The organism is Paenibacillus sp. FSL H7-0943 (assembly GCF_037963265.1).
Taxonomy (GTDB): domain Bacteria; phylum Bacillota; class Bacilli; order Paenibacillales; family Paenibacillaceae; genus Paenibacillus_AQ; species Paenibacillus_AQ odorifer.
This window is the reverse complement of record NZ_CP150148.1, coordinates 2,488,811-2,507,539: the sequence shown is the minus strand read 5'-3', so window position 1 is coordinate 2,507,539 and position 18,729 is coordinate 2,488,811. Positions and strand designations below refer to the sequence as shown.

At 40.5% G+C, this 18,729-nt stretch carries 5 protein-coding genes; all 5 read right to left on the bottom strand.

Going from position 1 to position 18,729, the window contains the following annotated elements; all coding sequences use genetic code 11:
• Positions 1-202: 202 nt before the first annotated feature.
• The 5 genes from NSQ55_RS10750 to NSQ55_RS10730 all read right to left on the bottom strand — a co-directional run bounded on the left by NSQ55_RS10750 (position 203) and on the right by NSQ55_RS10730 (position 18,729).
• Complete coding sequence (locus NSQ55_RS10750) at positions 203-6,289, bottom strand: hypothetical protein (protein ID WP_339173164.1); 6,087 nt, start codon at positions 6,287-6,289, stop codon at positions 203-205.
• A gap of 17 nt (positions 6,290-6,306) precedes the next feature.
• Complete coding sequence (locus NSQ55_RS10745; protein ID WP_339173161.1) at positions 6,307-9,594, bottom strand: hypothetical protein; 3,288 nt, start codon at positions 9,592-9,594, stop codon at positions 6,307-6,309.
• 44 nt (positions 9,595-9,638) lie between these two features.
• Complete coding sequence (locus NSQ55_RS10740; RefSeq protein WP_339173158.1) at positions 9,639-10,490, bottom strand: hypothetical protein; 852 nt, start codon at positions 10,488-10,490, stop codon at positions 9,639-9,641.
• Between the two features lie 3,432 nt (positions 10,491-13,922).
• The gene (locus tag NSQ55_RS10735; protein ID WP_339173155.1) at positions 13,923-14,585 is read right to left on the bottom strand and encodes a hypothetical protein; all 663 of its coding nucleotides are present in this window, start codon (positions 14,583-14,585) and stop codon (positions 13,923-13,925) included.
• Between the two features lie 847 nt (positions 14,586-15,432).
• Positions 15,433-18,729, bottom strand: coding sequence for a hypothetical protein (locus tag NSQ55_RS10730; RefSeq protein ID WP_339173152.1), 3,297 nt, complete (start codon positions 18,727-18,729; stop codon positions 15,433-15,435).

Here is an 18,729-nt window from a genome sequence, read left to right as displayed (position 1 = left end):
CAACCATTCGAAATGTCGTCTTATTCCCCGGATTTTCACCATTAAGGCGAATGAAAGAAATCTTGAGAGCATAGCGATCAGAATAACAGTCCGTTGGTGGAGCATCTACCCGAGTATTCACGTTGACCCTACAAAAAAAGAAGGGTGTCCCAAGTAGCCATTTCATGGCTTATGAGCCCCCTCACTCTTGCATTAATTATACTTACTCCACAATGCTGATTTTATTAAGCGGCAATATGAGCTTTTCTATCACCAACACTGGGAGTGTATTAGCATTTACTGCATTTCCCGGGTAAATGCTGAGTTGAATGACAAACCTTCCTTGTTTGTTTAGAGGTCCATCCTTTCGTTTCATGCACTCATTCAATTGTCTGCAGAATTCCACAACTGATCCTTCATTTTCCTTATACAGGTTAGCATGTTTAAAACAGACCGGAACTGTTATTTCCCCTGTGGCGTCGTCCTGAAAGGTGTGTACGGACAGGTACGCATACTTATAGGATGCTGAGCAGACTATCGAATGCGACAGCAATGGAATACCTCCATCTTCGAACAGCTGGTTCAATAAGGTGCCTACATGCTCTTTAATAGGATGTTCCATGGCTCCGGAGAGTGTTGAAAAATCAATCTCCCTTGTCGTTCTTAAACAAGGTGCAATGGATTCCGTGAGGCTGACCTTTGGCGTCCGGTAAACAAACTCTTCTGCCGTTGCTTCCTCATAGGAGCTGCAACATTTCATTAAGCTCTCATTGCGTGTCTCATAAAGACTTATCCGGGATCTCTGGAGTCTGAAAATGTTGAACTTCTCGATTTGAACAGTCCGCTCCGTATTTTCCGGCAGCATACGCTGATCAAACAGCAGATATTCCCGGTTCCCGTCTGCCCCCATAAAGTAGAAGAGAAATGCTCCCGGGCCGGCGGGTTCGGATTGGTATTTACCTATCTGCATGGAAAAATCCCCTACCGAGATCGGACCTGTAAGCTTATCCAGCATCACTTTCAACAGGGAAGAACTATCCTGCTGCTCCAAAGTATCGAACGTATCGAACGTGGTGGGCTCGCCGCTGTTCACTCCGAATGCCGTCTTGGAGAGCCAGGAATTCCATTTCGAGACGATCTGTTCCACACATTTCTTCAAACACTCCACCGCTTTGGAAACTCCAGTTGAATCAGCTTCAGGCTGCAAAGCCATGCGTATATCCGGCATGATATGGATGAGCTGGGCAAGAGCCTGAGGAAGCTCATCTGCTAATGTGCGCTTAGCAACTGGCAGTTCTTCATTCCAGACAATTTCATGCTTCAAACGATCTTGTCCTGTCATTTCTTGCCGAAGCTTATACGTAAACGTATACTTCCATTCTTTAGTCAAATCAAGCAGAGTCCTGGCATTGTCAATATCCGGTTCTTCCGGGTCGATATAACCATGGCGCAGAAGCAACGGGGGCTCCGGATGCCCTTTTATCACTACAGGGATAACCATGTCTCCCAATGGAAGATCATACGGTACGATTAACGATATCCAGGCTGATGAAACAACCCCCTTCTCCTCAAGCGCATATTCCAAATGTGTAACCCGATAATTCACACCTTTGGCTTGATACCGCGGAAAATGACCGGTGTTCTTAACATTAAACAAATAGGTCAATTGCTGTGTACCCCTGTGAAGCGACAGTTTAGCCGGAGTAAAGCTTGCCTGGACGTAAATCTCACTTCCCGGTTCCGCCTTGCATTCATCAGACAATCCAATGAAGCTTTCCGCCTCAATCGGCCCATAAAAACTCACTTGATCCATTTCACCCGGATCACCGCAAGCGATTCCCACGTTAAACGGCTGCTGTATGACTGTATCCTGCTTATAGGCTTCGGCGAGCTGGACCAGCATTTGCTGCTTGAATCGTTCACGTGCAGCGGCCAAATCGGAAATATCGGAAACCTTCAGCTTGCCCAGATGACTGACTTTGCTCGCATATGCTTCGGCTATTTCGCTTTTTGCCTTGCGAAGACTCTCCAATTGTATGGCTCCATCATGTTTGCCTATCACGCTCAGACAATCCTTGTCGAGCATTTCGTCAATGAAAGCGAACACTTGCTGAACCCAAATATCCAAGTCTTCCACGGATTCCGTCTCCAGAGCATCAGCCAATACTGTACCGCCTGTGGCAGAGAATAATTCATACGGCTGAACGGTTAATGTGCGGCTGCGCTTCATGGTCTCAAACGGTGCTGCACCGTAGAAGAATTCAGCGGCTTGTCGTTCTGTTTTCAAGCAAGCTGTGGCTTTGGTACCTATACCGACAACCCAGAGTCGGTTGCTATCCTCGCTATCACGCCATGCACCCGCACCTATCTTTCGATCAAAGGCCACTTCAAAATATCGGGCGAACGCTTCGATCGTTTGTGTTCCAGCAATTCTGGTTGACGATTCATGCTGGATGCGGCTGGTGCCACTGACTGTCTCTGGAATGGATTTCATGTCAGGATCTATATGCTCTTCGAATGCGCGTAATATTGTCAATTCAAGGGTCAGCTCATAGAGAGGCTTCTCCTTGGTGAGTGTTATCGCTGAAGGATCAATTTCACACTTTTTGATCACCCGATTATAAGGCTCGCCGGAAAGCTTCTTGCAAAGTGAACGCCAGCATTCCAGGGCATATTCAGTCAGGATATCCTTCACATCATGCGTCTTCGTCTCATCAATCGACAAGGTCACTCCCACTTCGACATACTCCTGCGACAACTGATGATAAGCCAGCGCATAGCTGTCTTTGGCAGCACGGGCTTGTTCATCTGTCAGACCGTCCGCAAAAAAAGCCAGAGTTACAACAAGCCCGTTCTGATCCAGACGGTAGCACAGGGTTGTCCCCGGCCACTGATGAGGAGGAATAACAAAATCACGGTAAAGCACCGGTATAATGTAATCGTGTTTTGGTTTGGACAGTGTATTTCCAAGAACATCCCGTGGATATAGGGTTATTACTACTTTTTCTCCCAGACCGGCATAGGGGTTACCCGCGGGCTTATCGCATTCTACAGTCTCCGGCGGCTGTATAGCATGCTTGACAATCGGCAATACAGGCCGATACTGATACCATGGTCCCGGCCACCTGGAGGGATCTGTGGGTAAATCACAGGGCAGTGCATCTACTTCCCCAACCGGTGCGATGGGCACGTCTGAAAGATCCTGCTCAGCAAACGCCAGATTACCCTTTAGCTTTGTACCGATCAGATAAAACATCCGGCGCAAATACGCCTGCAAATCCGTTGACTCCTTGTCGGCAGGACGGTATATCTCAATGCCTGCATGACCGGAAGGAAATGCAGGTTTGCTGCTTCGGAGGGTATCCAGAAAATAAAAGGCTTCATCCGAATCGGAACCTATTACCGTATCCGCCGCATTCACGTATGCACCTAGAGGTGCGTTGTTAACATACCGGAAAAGGATCTGTGCAAGTATAGGATTATCCGGGTCTGGCGGCTGGTCAAATGGATTCTCATACCAAAGATAAAAGCCTCCGGATCGGATAGTGCCGCTGGTATGCAGCAGTTGTGCGAATGTTGCGGGAGTTTGGGCTGTCACCGCAGACAAGCCGTTTACCGGAGGTTCAGTGAACTTTGTCAGATTACTGCTGAGAACCAGAGGCAGCTTGCTGTCCGAACTCCAAATAACCTGACCATCCGATTCTTTACGCAAGTGAAGAACATGAACACTCTCCAGACCTACCGGACCTCTACTTGATTCATTTGCGATCTCCCGGCTTAACCGTTCAAGAAGCAGTTGTCCGTATCCGCTCGCGCCTTTCAGCTCATACATATTAAGAACATTAGTTGGCCACAACCGGATTTCTACAAATGTCGCAAGTCGATATTCGTCTCTGGCGGGATCTAGTTTATGTGCTTGTTGCTTATCCCTTTGCCACAAAGCCAAAGTTCCTGCCTGTGCCGCCAATCTATGACCAAGCGCTGCCGTGAAAACACTCAGTTTCCGTCTGATTCCTGTCGCTGAACGGGTGTTTTCCCATATCTGCAGCTGTTTCCCCGGATAAGTGTTGGGAACGTCAACATAGGGTGTAAGCGGACGGACACATGACCAATCATCATCCGGTAATTCGGTATGTCGCAACGCCGTTATCCGATCCAATTCGCAATCGGGAAAAATGATCGTGAGGGTAGACAGATCACCGTGAGGCTCTGTGCAATTGTTCATTGTTACCGGCAAATTGCTTGGCAGAAGCTCCAGTTTTAAGGTAAGCCCAGTCAACGAATCGGCTAACGGAAATTGCTGCCCAATCTCGCTATAAACAGATTTTTGCTCCGAAGACTTACTCTGCTTCACCAGGAGCCCGAACAGAGTGAATTGGGAGATGCTTGCCGCGACTATTTTCATCCGCTCATTATTATCGACGACTTTATCGACAAGATCGCTTATTAATATCATATCCCCTGGCAAACCTAAGCCTGATTGATCAACGGCTTCTCTGGCCAGGGCACGCGTACACATGGTTACAACATCCTGAATCCACAAGGTAGCCATTGATAGCTCTATATTAAGCAATGGTAGAGGATCGGGTTGAGGGTTAGTTTCTTCACACTTATCTTCATGAACTGGCTCGGCCATCATCTGACGCGAATGTTGTCTTATATACTCAAGCTTATCCGTGGAGATCGTTTGGTTATTTGTGAAATCAATTTTTGAGGTTTGCGGCATTGCTACCCCAAGGAGTGCCTGTTCGACTGTCAGTTCGATATCGGGGAAGATCGGAAAAAATACTAATTGTTTGATTTCCGGCGTTCCGCTGCAACCTATTTCCGGATGGCATATCGAAATCTCAAAATATTCGGCCAGAAATGATACAATACCCGTTCCGCTCTGATTATAGATAATCGGCGATTGGCCGTCTGTTGTGTATCTTTCAATACTCTTTAATTCTTCTTTAGTAATGTTCTGTTGAAGCAACCTGTCGATGGGAGTACCTGAGCTAGAATTACGGTTCAAGTAAGCATTCAGCGTCCATAGCAGTACCCCCTTAGCCCATGTCTTAAATCCGTCGGGTTGAAGAGGATCGTCAATCATGTACAACATGGCTGAGCACTGAACCTTCTTGCTGCCGCCCTCTTCTCCGACGGAAAGCTGCGGCATACAATAGAGCGTTAATTTGCGCCGTTCCAGCGCAGGAACGATAACCGGCCACCAGACCAGATTGTCCGTAGTCAATGAATGGTGTGGGGATTGAAGGGGAGAGCATGTATCCCATGGAGCTGTAGTCTCTTTGCCCATTACAAAATCCATATTCATTTTGTCGTGAAAGCTTCGTGATATCTTCCCCTTTGCGATACCGAAATCGGCTTCTATTTCTCCATGCGCATGGACTTCCAGCACAAAATCGATATTCGTTTCCTTATAGGCTTCAATGATCATGTTGGCCGTTGCGTTGACTTCGCAATCCACTACGGCCTTAAGTACCTTTAAATCCACCTCTCCAAAAACTTTGCCGGATAGTCCCAATATTCCTTGGTACCAGCTGAACTTTGCTCCATTCTTGGAAGGGTCGCAATTCGCGTTAAACGTTGCATTCGTTCCTTCCAGGATTCCAATCCCCGTCAAACTAAGTCCAGCATTCAGCACTCCCCGTTTGAAGTATTTGCCGTACCCCAGATTGACAGCTAGTCCGGCCTCAATAATTGAACTGAAAGTACCTATTGTCGCACTAATTTCTGGAACTCTGCTATACGCAGACGTCTCAGCGCTTAAGCGGGCAAAATAAAAGCCTCCCCATCCAACATACGGCGGAGCCTCTATGCATAATGAACGGCTAAAATCCAAGCCGACCGGAAACCCGACATCGATCTTGAAATCTCCGTTTCGGTAGAGATCGAGTGCAACTTCGGGGACGATCACGGTTACTGCGCCCATCTCGATACGCCGCTGTTCTTCAGGTAGACTGATAGCTCCGGTGAACCGTCCAACGGAGCCTTTTCTTTTTTCATAACTGAAATCACCGTTCAATCCAGCGAAGGGACCTGCCCCATCTCCAAGTAATTGAACAAAAATGCCATAACGGTTATGCTCATCCTGAAATAAAGCGGAAAGATCAACGAATGGAACCGGTTTGAACTGGATACCGGCGAGCCATCTGGCATTGGGGTTATAAAATAGACCATTTGGTAAATGGCCATCATGCATCACTGTAAATAAGTCTTTTATTCTATCGACTGTTGCCTTGGTCTTCATATCTGCTTTAAACTCATCAGAACTAACAAACTGACCTAATCCTGCAAACAGATCACTCATGTTCTCTCGCTCTCCTTTCAGACAGTTGTTAGATACCAGCCGATCTGTCCTTTTTGATTACTGGCTTGAAAGATCGTAAATTGAGTCTTGTAGCTTGTCCCGAACAATCGTACAGCAGCTTGAGTGCTCATTAGATAACCATCACTGGTCAAAGCAAGCTGAAGATCGTTTGGCAACTTCAGATCCAACATTTCCTCCAGAGCCAGCAGCCCCTTTTCCTTATCCAGATCAAGCCCTGGTATTTTGAGCCCGCAATAAAACTTCCCCTCTGCATTCCAGCCTGCAATAAAATTGCCGACAAGCATGCCCTCGGGCAACAGCTTGCCAAGAGTACCCATTTCGAAGTCAAAACCGAGTCCGTACCATGGTCCGTTTGCAGCATTATGGTTTGGCAATCCGGCAATGGGCACATCACGGTAACCAAGCTTATTCCAATCAGCCACAGATTCTACGGATACCAGATAGCGAAGACGGAGCGGAAAGTTGGCGCCCAAGCTGCCAGGACGTCCGTTGCTTTTGGCGGGATCGAGGGAGACTTGTGAGATATCAAAAGCAAACTTACCGGAATTTACGGGGTCATTAATGTCAAAATCCATTGTGACCCTTAAGTTGCCAAACAAGAGACCTAACAAACCCTCATCGACTCCATAGCCAAACAAATCAATCACCTGATCAACCTCTGGGTTCAACTTATCAAGAAAAATTTTCGAACCGTATATGGAAAATACAGTCTTTATATTTTGTTTATCCGAAGCGTCGAGCGTCTGGAAGCTGATTTTGTCTAAGCGCAAGTTTTGTAATATTGGTGGGAGAACCAGTTTCTGGAGAGTTGCACGCACAGGTGTCTTCGTCTGAAAGACATAGGTAGGTACACCTTCATGCTGCTCCATCGATCCGTATAAAGTAAGGATAGGCTTTGGGAACTCAGGGCCACCATCCTCACTGACTATTACTGGACTCCCATATAACGTACGCACAAGCAGCTCAATTTTGGCGTGGAACAATTCAATTTTTGTGTTTACAAATCGGGCCTGCAGCTCGGTTACGCGAAATTTGTAAGTATGAATGTCCCAATCGACAGTATCCAGATCCTCGTACCTGACATACCCGAATAGCGAGCTTGGCTTGTCCAATTTCAGGCCGGCAACAGCATCCCACTCCACCAGGCTGGAATCGAGGCCCACATGGTGTGCGCGCAGGCTTCCTGGTTTAATGCCGCCAATAAGACCTATTAAATCATCCGGCATCTGTTCCGGTATAATATCCACATTGAGAGCAAGAATTCCGTTCCATTTCGGATCACGGCACATCCGGTAAAATGGAACCAATTCTGGGGGAATCTCATTTTCGGCCGCTCCACCCATACAGTAATCGCTCAACCACTTTGATAATATGCCCAATTGCCCTGCTTGATTGAATGCTTCACCATCCGTCCAACGTCCGGGCTGCTCGATGCCATCCAACAACGATCCTTGGCAAAATTTGAAGATGAGGATATTCTGGTAATTCGTACCACCCGGTACTGTCAGTTTGAAGGGCCAACCCGATATAGTCACCAGGTCATCAAACTTTTCCCATAGCGGCGAAGCCGTGGGATTCATTGAAACGACAAGAAAGAGCCTGCTGGACAAGAGGGCGTTTCGGAAAGTCGCAGAAGGGTTAGTAAATTTCAGCATGTCCCATGCTTCGGCTGCCCCCGGAACGAGACCTGCTGCGTTTCGGATGTTCTGCCCGATAATTAATTCCGACCACTGTCCGGCGATGTCCTGAACAAACAAGCCTTGCGGTGTGCTCGAAAGGCCATCTGTAAAGGCAGTGCTGTTGATGGCTGATCTCGCTGAGAGTTGGTTCATACGCTGCTTGCGATTCGGGGCAATTCCTCGCCGCTCCAATGTAAGCGCCTGTGTGAGCTGCATTTCATCATTCCGTTGAACCCCGAGAAGAGGAACCAGAGGTATACTGTTATCTGTATCCCTTGTCCAATCGAAGATAACCGGTTCATGAAAGTGACTAACACTTTCAGCCGCCGGGCGGTAATGAGGATCATCCTCAGGCTGTGCCGAATAAGTGATTGGTGGAGCCTCGAAAATACGGTTGTCGCTCGGGCGTACTGCTATCCAGGACGTATAAGCCTCATCCGTTAATTCTGGAGGTTGTTCTGTTTCGCTACCGGCTGGATCAGAGGACCAGAAAGCAGGTTTGCCCCGTATGAACTCCATGCGGTCACCTCTGTAACCATTGCCTTGAGGTACAAAAGCAATGGTTTCCGTTCCAGTGCTGCCACAAAGCAGGCGCATAGCTCCTGCAAACGGTTCTGCATCGGAGACCGAAAGGTAAAAGTTCCCTTGTGGGACCGTATATGCCGGTTCGAATGCCGCTATTTTATATTTCGGAGATAACACCAGCAATCCACTGCCAGGCAACGGTCGCGGCAGTACCCCTTCAACATTTGGTTCCAATCGGACATCTGGTTGGAGTTCTATAGTATGACCGAATGGGGTTCGGAAATGACTGGGCAATGCATCCGTCGATGGATCAAAGGCTAGATAAGACCGAAGACCTAAATCAGGCAGAGTCTCATAATTCCGGTTAAATGGATCAAGCTCATCCAGAGACACCAGATAATGAAGCCACTTCCCATCTTGTTTCTCAAAAACCGGGTAGTTATGTTCCTCAGTTGCAGTGGTATGCCCATTCTGTTGCGCATAAAAATATTTAAGTCCGACATTAAAATTCCCGTTCTCATCAAACACAGAATCAGAGGGTATTTCGATGCGAAATCGAAAGGTCCCGGCGTCCTTGCCGGCAAACGGTAGATGGATCACTCCTCCATCAATGCTTGCATTATCATTGCTCATAAAATCAATAAACGCAGAGGTGGTATTGCATAAATCAAGTCTCATGTCCTCGTACAAAAAGTTAACTTTTACGCTCATATCAATATCTAATTCATAGGCGCCATTTCCTATCATTACATTTAGATTTTCTTTTACTTTCATTCCCCCAATACCAGATACGATCTTGAGGATACTACATTTGTCAAGCTCAATAGTGTTCAGCCAGATAAGCTGGATTTCATCGGAATCTCTTCTGTTTCGCTCGTACTCTTCCAAAGCATCTAAAAGTTGATTTTCTTGCGGACGAATTGCCGCAAACAGGAATATTCCCTTATCGCCCCAAGCTTCAACCAAACTCAGAGTATCCCGCTCGTATGTCCCCTCACGAGGTCGATACCCCCTCCAGCCAACAGAAGGGTCATCCTCGGCCTCAAATAAGCTTCGACTGCTCATTTTTTTATAAAACAATGATATATCACCTCATCCGTTGATGTGAGTTCATTCACTAATATTTAAGTCCATTGTTTTAACAAATTCGGCTCTATGCAATGCCATTTATTTTGCGCTAAGTAATATCCATCTATACATAAGCTCCCATATACTTCTGCACTCGGAATGGTCATGCGAAGACTGTTAATCCTGATCTCTTTAACAACACTATCTGAAAAAGGGCCTCCTGCCGGAAATAATGCGACGTATTTTTCTTCCAGATTTTGATTGAACAGAAAGATTGGGTCCTTTTGTCTCCTTCCCACCTTGTAGGCTTGAACCAAACCTAAACCTGTTGCTATATCGACGAAAGATATGGAAGCCACATTAATTGCTGGGCAGGAATTAGCCTCCTTCACAAAATCTTTCGAAAGTTCAATATCCATTCTCAGCGGACCGCATATCGGAGAGCTTGTTATAGGAGCGCCGCATAGCCTCGTGATACAGAGGTTCGCCATTCCCTGCCATTCTGCGATTAAATAGGAAACGGATTTGGGAGAGTGGCCATATCGGTCTGTAAGTAATCCCTGGACATATATTTTCCCGCTCTGGCGGTCGACCGCTGGCACGTAACTGATGCATACATGGAACTTTTGCGGACAGCCATGTATCCCGGATACAAAGCAGGTGGATTGCTCCAAACTTTTATTGTCCGACAGCACACGGTCAATCGATGATCCTTCAATGACCATGTATGAAGTTCCGATCCTGAATTTAACTCTTGCAAGGTCAACCTCACTGCCTTTCAGCGAATAAAGCTCAACTACAGCTTCGATCTTATAATCACCTTTACCGATTAATGTAAAACAGACCAAAGGTCCTGTGCATGGTGCGATCTTTCTTTGTACGATGTCAATATTGCTGTTTATGCTCAAGTGATTTACCTCCCTGCTATCATTGCTGCATTATATGTATAAATGGGCTTTTCCTGTGAAGAGTAAGCCCAGGCAAAACAAAAAAATGTTATGAAAATAAAGAGGTGAACTGGAGCAGTTGATTTCATCAGCTTTTTGGGCACGAAAAAATAAGCATTGAAAAATATGTAGTAGACTGAGACTGAGATAAAGAACGTTCTGCAACTGACGCTCAGCCTGCGGATCGCAGAGAGACTATGTCTTGAATGAAGCCAATACGTGCTTTTCAAACGATGATAATTTGAATTGCAACTCACAGCAACTTCTCTATACGGTATGTAATGCGTCCTTTCAATCCCGATATCTTGACGCTATACCAAATAAAAAATGCTCCCTTAAGGGAGCAGGCCGACGGGAAAATACATTTAGGTATCTTCGAGCCTCACACTCGACAGCCTCAAACATCCACAGGAATTGTTTCTACAGTCCAATGGAGCAATCATCATTAAAATGCCCTTTGTACTTGATGTTCCATTTATATCATCAACTTATATAAATACCGCAATAAATTTCATTGATACGAAAAAATCTCGCTCATCACAGATTGGGCAAATTAAATGGCTTTTCTGACGCTCAAATTGGCTACTTCTACAGAAGTTATTTTCTCTGTATCTCATATTATAAATCTCTGCTCGCTTATTTCTTCTAGCTCTCCACTAGGGATAACCTGCTCACAACCATCAAACGGTTCCAAAAAAGCAAATTGCGGCATTAATTGCTCCCTCCCTAATATGAGAGTCATCGACTCATTTACTTATAATTCCAATAAAGATATTCGACATAATAAAAAATGCCAAACATAATTTATTACATTCAAAAAGTCCCGATATAGGAAATTCCTAATCGGGACTTTTTGAATAGTTATTTATTTTTCCAATACAAATTTCTGAGAATAAAACTATATTGTATTTAATCTTAGAAACAAAAGAAAAACAAAGTGAATGTCATTGCAAAATTCAGCATAAATATGCTCTATTGAATATTAATGTAGCGCCTCTGCTTGCTCTAATTTATCATTAAGAGGCAACTGAGGGTTTAAATAAGCATATAAAAGTTGCTTTGCAATTTCGTGATCTTCATTAACGGAGGAATATTGTTCAACTGCCTTGTGTTGTCTGTACAATAAGTAAAAAAGTCAGTTGATTCCAGATTACAGTCCCTATGACCCCCAGACTGTGAGAGCTTATATAAAAGCTTGTGATTGACTCAATTGTCTTAATCGACTATACATTCACCAGAGCAGGAAAAAGGAACATAGTGGTAGTTCAAATTTTCAACAAAGACAGGGTGTCGTCTACATGTAAATAGTAAACCGGGCTGGTCTTCGTATAAATAATTATGATTGCAACACATCGCCTTTCTAAATGTGAAATATTACTCCTCACTCATTCCCTTCACAATCTCTTATCCGGCAGATGATGAATGCGTTCTGAAGTTCCTTTGCGACTTCCAAGATTCGGCCACGCACATGGATATTTCCCTTTGTGGAACCAGCGAGTACAAATTTTGTTGCAATACATAGTTGATGGTCTGCCTGGTATAGCGCGGATGATGGATGGCTGGACCAGAAGGTTGGTAGTAAAGAACTCTCTTCGCTCCTCCTTAATCTCCTACAAAGTCTGATAAGCCTTGTTTAAAGCGATGTCCCACTTCAGAAGGGCCCCTTCAGTGCATTTTTGTAATACACTACAGTATGGTATTGGATAAACAGGTGGATGCACACCCTTCGAGGGAATACTTCCTTAGGGTTAGTGGAGTGGCTTTATCCAACATCAGATAAAAGTCCCGATATAGGAAATTTCCTAATCGGGACCTTTTGTATAGTTATAATATAATTGTTTGCTTGAATCAAACACATAACAACATTTGAATAATTATTCAATGCAACATATAAATATACCTAAATGAATATTTATACAAAATATTGAGTGCCGACCATTTTTCTCACTTTTCATGAGCCATTTTTCGCAGATTTCTTGGTCGTTTTCGCAGCTTTGGTGATCCACCACACATTTTCTGTGATGTTTCATTTTAAATGAGAATTCACTGTTAGAAAATCCTTATAGAATAAGGAGCTCTGTTTCATTTTAAATGAGAAAAATCAGTCCCACTAGTTATTACTCTCCTTTTGTTTCATTTTAAATGAGAAAACGTACTTTTTTCGATTATACAGTATTATGCATAGTATACATTCATAATATCCTTTCTAAATACGTAAAATATTGTTGTATACTTTGCAGTCACAATAACCTTTATTATATAATGTTTAAAAATTAATCTTCATAACAAAAAAAACAATTAAATTAATGATTGGTTTACTTTTATCTTTTCTATATATTTGGTGAAAATAAACAAGGATATAACATGCACGAAAGAACAAAAAATTTGTAAATCGGTTCATAATGAATAAGCGTATTTTTTATCAAAGCTTCCGATCGTTTAGAGGAGGTGGGATATGTAACACTTCCATTCCTTCTTATAACCTTATGAGAATCGAACCTTATAGGCCCAGTGCGATATTTTAAAGAAATCTGTAAATTGCTATCAATACCAGGGTAGGCTCTATCGCTTCGTCTTCTAAATGCCGTTCTTTTAACTTTGCTCAGACTATAAAAATGAGTACACAAGCAACAATTATACACACACCACTGTTGTGAAATTCCCCATTGCGTAAACCTCCCTATACATAATACAGCTTCTAAATCAAACACCTTCATATATCTTTTCAAAATCTAGCAAAGTTAAAATACACTTTGTTGTTAAAGGGTTTAGGAAAAGCTGCTCCTAGTTTTGAGTTAACCCTAAGATAGTAACCAGAAAAGAAATTCCCTCTTACTTGATTATTCCTCAGGGTAAGAGTATGCAAATGTTTGACGAACAACAAAAAAAGTTTTCTTATTCTTACAAACTACCGTCAAACCTCTTAACTTATATGATTCGATATACAGGTTGAGGGTTTCTATTAGATGTTTCTTTCTTTGATCTCCCCCTCAGAAGAATGACTGTTTCTACGTACTTAAATGGCACTCTACTCAACATTTTAGCCTCGTTGTATATTCCCCTCTCTATAATTAGTAGTAGACTTGATATAAATAGTACTATTTAACGCAACTGCATAGGGATCAAAAAATTGTCGAGATTCAATCTTTTAATTAATAATAAACATTCGTAGAGAATCACTTCCTGATATTAATTTGACTTAATCGGGATTCAAAAGCCCTGTGGTATTTAGTCAATAAGCAAAAAAAGAACCTCTGCACTGGACCGGCCAGTGTCAGAGGTTCTTCCCCCGTTTCTATTCAATTACTGATGTTATACACTGATTTTAAAGATAAAAAATAACCCATATGACTTAAAAACCAATAAATTGCTGTATAAAATTCTATTTATTCTTCATGATTCTCGTGAAGACTCAAGCTTCATCTCCCTGTACAGCTCAAGCTGTTTAATTACATATAATTCTTCCCCGGGAGTGAGATTTGTTAATACTGTATTTTTGGTTTCCTGATGCAGAGCGCGAAATTTCTCCTGCTCCACTTCACTCAAAAAAACAGATGGATCTATTTTTATTACACCGTCTTGAAAATCAGTCATCACTCCAAGGTTTCCTTTTCCAAAAGTATCCGGAAGTGATTTTATCATTTCTATTTTTTCTTTAAGACTTATAGTCGCCATAATAAGCTCGATCGTTGATTCATAATTTTCGTTTAATTCTTCTACGTTATTCGCAAGCGGTCTAGCTAATGCCAGAAACAGTTCTTTATTACCCAGGAGCATGAACTTAAATGAATTGAATAAATTATCGATGATTACATTAAGTATGGGTGCCTTTTCTACATAAGAACTCAAAATAATTTCTTCTTCATCTCCACCCAAAACTTCAGCAAGAGCTTTATTGATCTCATCACCAGCAGGAGGCAATTTACCATTTTGCAGTTTGCTAATGTATGCTTTATTAGTAGCTAGTCCTTTGTCACGCAACTTAGATTCGATTTGATTTAGCGTTAAGCCTGAATCTTCAATGTACTTTTTAAGAAGCTTACTATAGGTCATCATGTTAACACCTCATATATTTATGATAAAATCGTTGTCATCAAAAGTCAACACTGATGTATTTCATTGACAACATTCATCAAACATGTTATTTTTGTTTTATTAAAACAACGTTATTTTATAAAAACAATTTAAAAGGAGAAATCACATGGCACTGAGAAATGATTTATTTAAAGTATTGATTATTTTAGCAGTATTATTCGTTATAACAAAGTACCCTGAACAGTTTGGCAATTTCATTTTCACAGCTATTATGGGTTTAAGCGAGGTTCTCATCAGTAAATTCGTAAATAATATACACTTGATGGGTTAAAGAGTCTATGTACATAGAACCCTCATCGACTTATACAGCTTGATGAGGGTTTATGTATACTCACATAATCCCTATTACTTCGGATCGTGAATCTTGTTACCGAGAAAGCATTTCCCTATCATGAATGCATCCACACTTTGTAGATTTGCGGTGCATTAAGCTTGAAAAAACTTAAATTCTTATTAACGGTAAATTCAATTTTTCGGCTAGTCTCTCTGCCTGGCGTAGACTTGACTCGCTAGTATCCTCCGTTTCAAGCAAAAATACAGCAACAGGATTAGTGAATGCGTCGTTATATAAAACAATCTCATTATATACTTCGCTTCTTCTCATATCCTCAGCTCCGCGTTTCTGCATTTTTAAGGAGTCCTTTTCTATTTCTTCAATATGCATCGTTTTGCAGGCATGAGCATCCACACAGCATAAATATGAATCTGCGCTTAACGGCAAAGAAATTAGCGAGAAATCGTTAGCTTCGACAACTATTCAAATCAATATAATACAGCAAAATACAATGATAACCCAGTAAATAATCCTTTATTTATTTAAAGAAATAACTTTGTTAGCCATATCCTTGAAAATTGAATAAGCTTTAAAATCATCGACTTCAAAAATCCGCTTTATTTCATTAAACGCTGATAAAATTCCAGAATAAACACTCTCATCATATTTGAGAATATTTTGAATACTTAACTCTCGCTCTTCTTGAAGAGTCTTTTGTAATTTTTTAATGTATAAATCAGCAAATTTATCTAGATTATTATTTTGAGTTACCAATTTACGAAAATTCATGACGTCGTTTAAATAGTCACTTTCGTTCAATTGATTATCCCCAAATGATCCTTTTTTTTTGAACGGATTTCTCTCTTTGTCGTCATAGAGGCTGACAAGTATATGTTTAAATGAATCTGGATCTTTAGGAGACTTCCTAAAAGCCAATTCTTGACTACGTCCGAGAAAATTCTCTCTTGAAGTTATAAGGGCAGTCTCTACTTTTTCGTTATGATTTCCCAAAATGTCTACCACATTTTTTATATATCTTTCATCGGAAAATATTTCATTGTATGAATCTTGAAAGATCATGTCCCATCTATGTCTATAAACTCCTAAGTAACCCAACTGATTATCTTTCTTACCGCTTACTCTCTGAGCGTTAGCTTTAACTGTATTCCAGCGCATAGATTTCCAATTAGTTACTGAAGCTTTATCAAAAAACATTAAAAGCAAACTTTTTACTTCTTCCTTTATTTTTTGATAATCCTTACTTCCCACATTCAAGGCATCAATTAACTCTTCTGAGATAATATCTAAGCTATTTATTTCTTTAATCAAAATAGAAATTAATATTTTTTTTATGCGTTGCTTATTTATATTATGAAACTTTGGGTTACCTGTACCACAAAATGCTCCTATATTGCCCCTTAGTGTATGATAAATAATCTTCTTTTTACCTGTACTAAACTTTAGCCGCTTATCCAAAGCTTCCTCTAAATCTGAGGAAAAAAGATATTGTACTGCTTTAGGAGAGGTAATATCTCCCGCTTTCCATGAAGTATTGATATCTTTGCTATTCAAATTAAATATGTCAATTCCCGTAAATATACAATATAAAGTAACCTGAGGTTCCACATCATAAATTAACGGTATTATATAATCCAATTCAGTTGGGCGTCCTGAATCTAGTTTTTTCAAATAAAAAACTGCGTCAATCGCTTTTTTAGCTTTACCTAGCTTCTTTTCTCTATTTTCTTTTTGTTCACTAAAGAAATCTTTGAGTAACCTCTTTTTACTAACTCCCTTTTCAATATGGTCTAAACCATGCGTATCGATGAGGCTTAGAGTCTTAATGTCTAAATCATCAAACATAAGAGCAAAATCATTTGAGAACGAGTCGTAAATTATCACTTTTTTAATCATTGCAGTTAATGAGTCTATTCTGTTAGTAAGTAATCCATGTTTTTTATCTTTTATTTGCAATGAAACGGTCTTTAAGGACTTTGAAAGTAGTTCTTGATTTTCTTTACTCCAATCATTAAATTCTAGTGTTAAAGTATTACCGCTTCGGTTTGAGAAATTTAAATTTTCATTTATCACTTTATAAATACAAGAAAAGAAAGAATCCAATAATTTTTCAAGCTTAGTTTCAAAAAAATTATCCTCTAAGCTTTTCATTCCTTTGCAAATGTCATGAATTATATCACAGTAATTAATTGATTCGGTATCTAATGTCAATTTTGCTAATTCTTCCATCTTTAGCAAAACACCACTTTCAGTATTCTCAAATAAAAAATTAAACTCTTCTATTGAAAAGAAACCTTTTTTTTCAAATAAAATTCTCATAAGTTGATTTTTCAATTCAATTTCATTTAATTCAATATTTCCCATTGGATAATCGTATATTTTTTTCACGATCAGACTAATTAATTCTTCTTTTTTTTCATTTTCTGTTGGATCATCTAGCATAATTTCTTTTAGTCTACGACTATATAAATCTTCAAAATCTTCTTTGTCATTTGATATACTTCCGATCTCTTTCCTTTTTATCATCTCAAATTCCAGATTAAGCAGATAATCATCATTGAATATATTTGGACATTTAATTACATCACTTATATTGGAAAGTTCCTCTAGAATTTTCAAGTATTCTTCCACAAGCGTTTTATTGTCTAGTTCTCCTTTACTATTTACTAGCGGTATAGTTATTCCAAGGATTTTTTCGCCGATCTTTATTTTTCCATTATTAATTCTTTCTTCATTAACTAATCTTAGTTTAGTACTTAACTCTTTCATGTAGCTCAATCGATCTTCATAAATATCCAATTCTTTAAAATTAAAAACGTTAACAAACATAAATGAGATAATATCTAACCAAATATCATTTTTTCTTTTTTCGCGGAATTCATTTTCTTTTAAAAATATTACATTTGCTCTTGGATTTTCTTCATATCTATTCAACTTGTATTCAACTTCTGTTCTCGTCGTTTGTCCATCACCTGATGAATTTATTTTTTCTTTATGCAAAGCAAACGAAGTTATAAAAGAGGATTTCCCAGCACCACTTCCACCTATTATTAGTAGGGACAATTCTTCACTTCGTTTATCTTGGTCTTTTATCCATCTTATTTTAATTTTTTTCTCCTCATACTCATATAGAATACATCCTGACTCTCGCAAAAAATTAAGAATATGTCTAATAGTAATAAAGTAAATATTTTTAAATGGGTTCCCTTCATTATGTATAAATGGAATAGATTGATTCATTCCAATTAATGTTAAATCTTCCGAATACACTGGAGCTCCTGATAATCCTTCTAATATTTGATGATCCTTTAAATCCGAATAATGATGGTAATCATCCATTATTCTATAAGATAAAATAGGGTTATCAGGTATGGTTATTATATCCATTTCTCCTTTGAGTATTAACTTATTATTAATTTCTTCTTTAAGAATCCCTGGAAAACCAAGTGTTTCAACTTTTTGACGTATAAATGAATTTTCAAAGCTTACCTTTTGATTTAATGATATATTGCCTGGCTCTATCTTAACTAAGAAAGCTAGAATGTCATCTTCTTTTAATAAAGAATTACTAAAGAATACATCTAGAATATGATTATCTATTGGTCTATGTTTAGAGTCAAAGATTTCTAAATCCACATATTCATTAACGTTATTTTTCACCTCAGTTCTATTAATTTTATTTGAACCTAGTAAATGTAGCGGGGTTATTATTATATGATTTGAATCTGTGGAATCGCCTTTAAGGTTACATGGGAGAATAATTCCTGTCGCCATACTGTTAAATGTTGAAACCTTGACTATATTATTTAGCAT

Excerpts from the sequence above, each read along its gene's own strand:
- NSQ55_RS10750 (WP_339173164.1), bottom strand. The coding sequence starts at position 6,289 with ATGAGTGATCTGTTTGCAGGATTAGGTCAGTTTGTTAGTTCTGATGAG.
- NSQ55_RS10735 (WP_339173155.1), bottom strand. The coding sequence starts at position 14,585 with ATGATGACCTATAGTAAGCTTCTTAAAAAGTACATTGAAGATTCAGGC.
- NSQ55_RS10730 (WP_339173152.1), bottom strand. The coding sequence starts at position 18,729 with ATGCTAAATAATATAGTCAAGGTTTCAACATTTAACAGTATGGCGACA.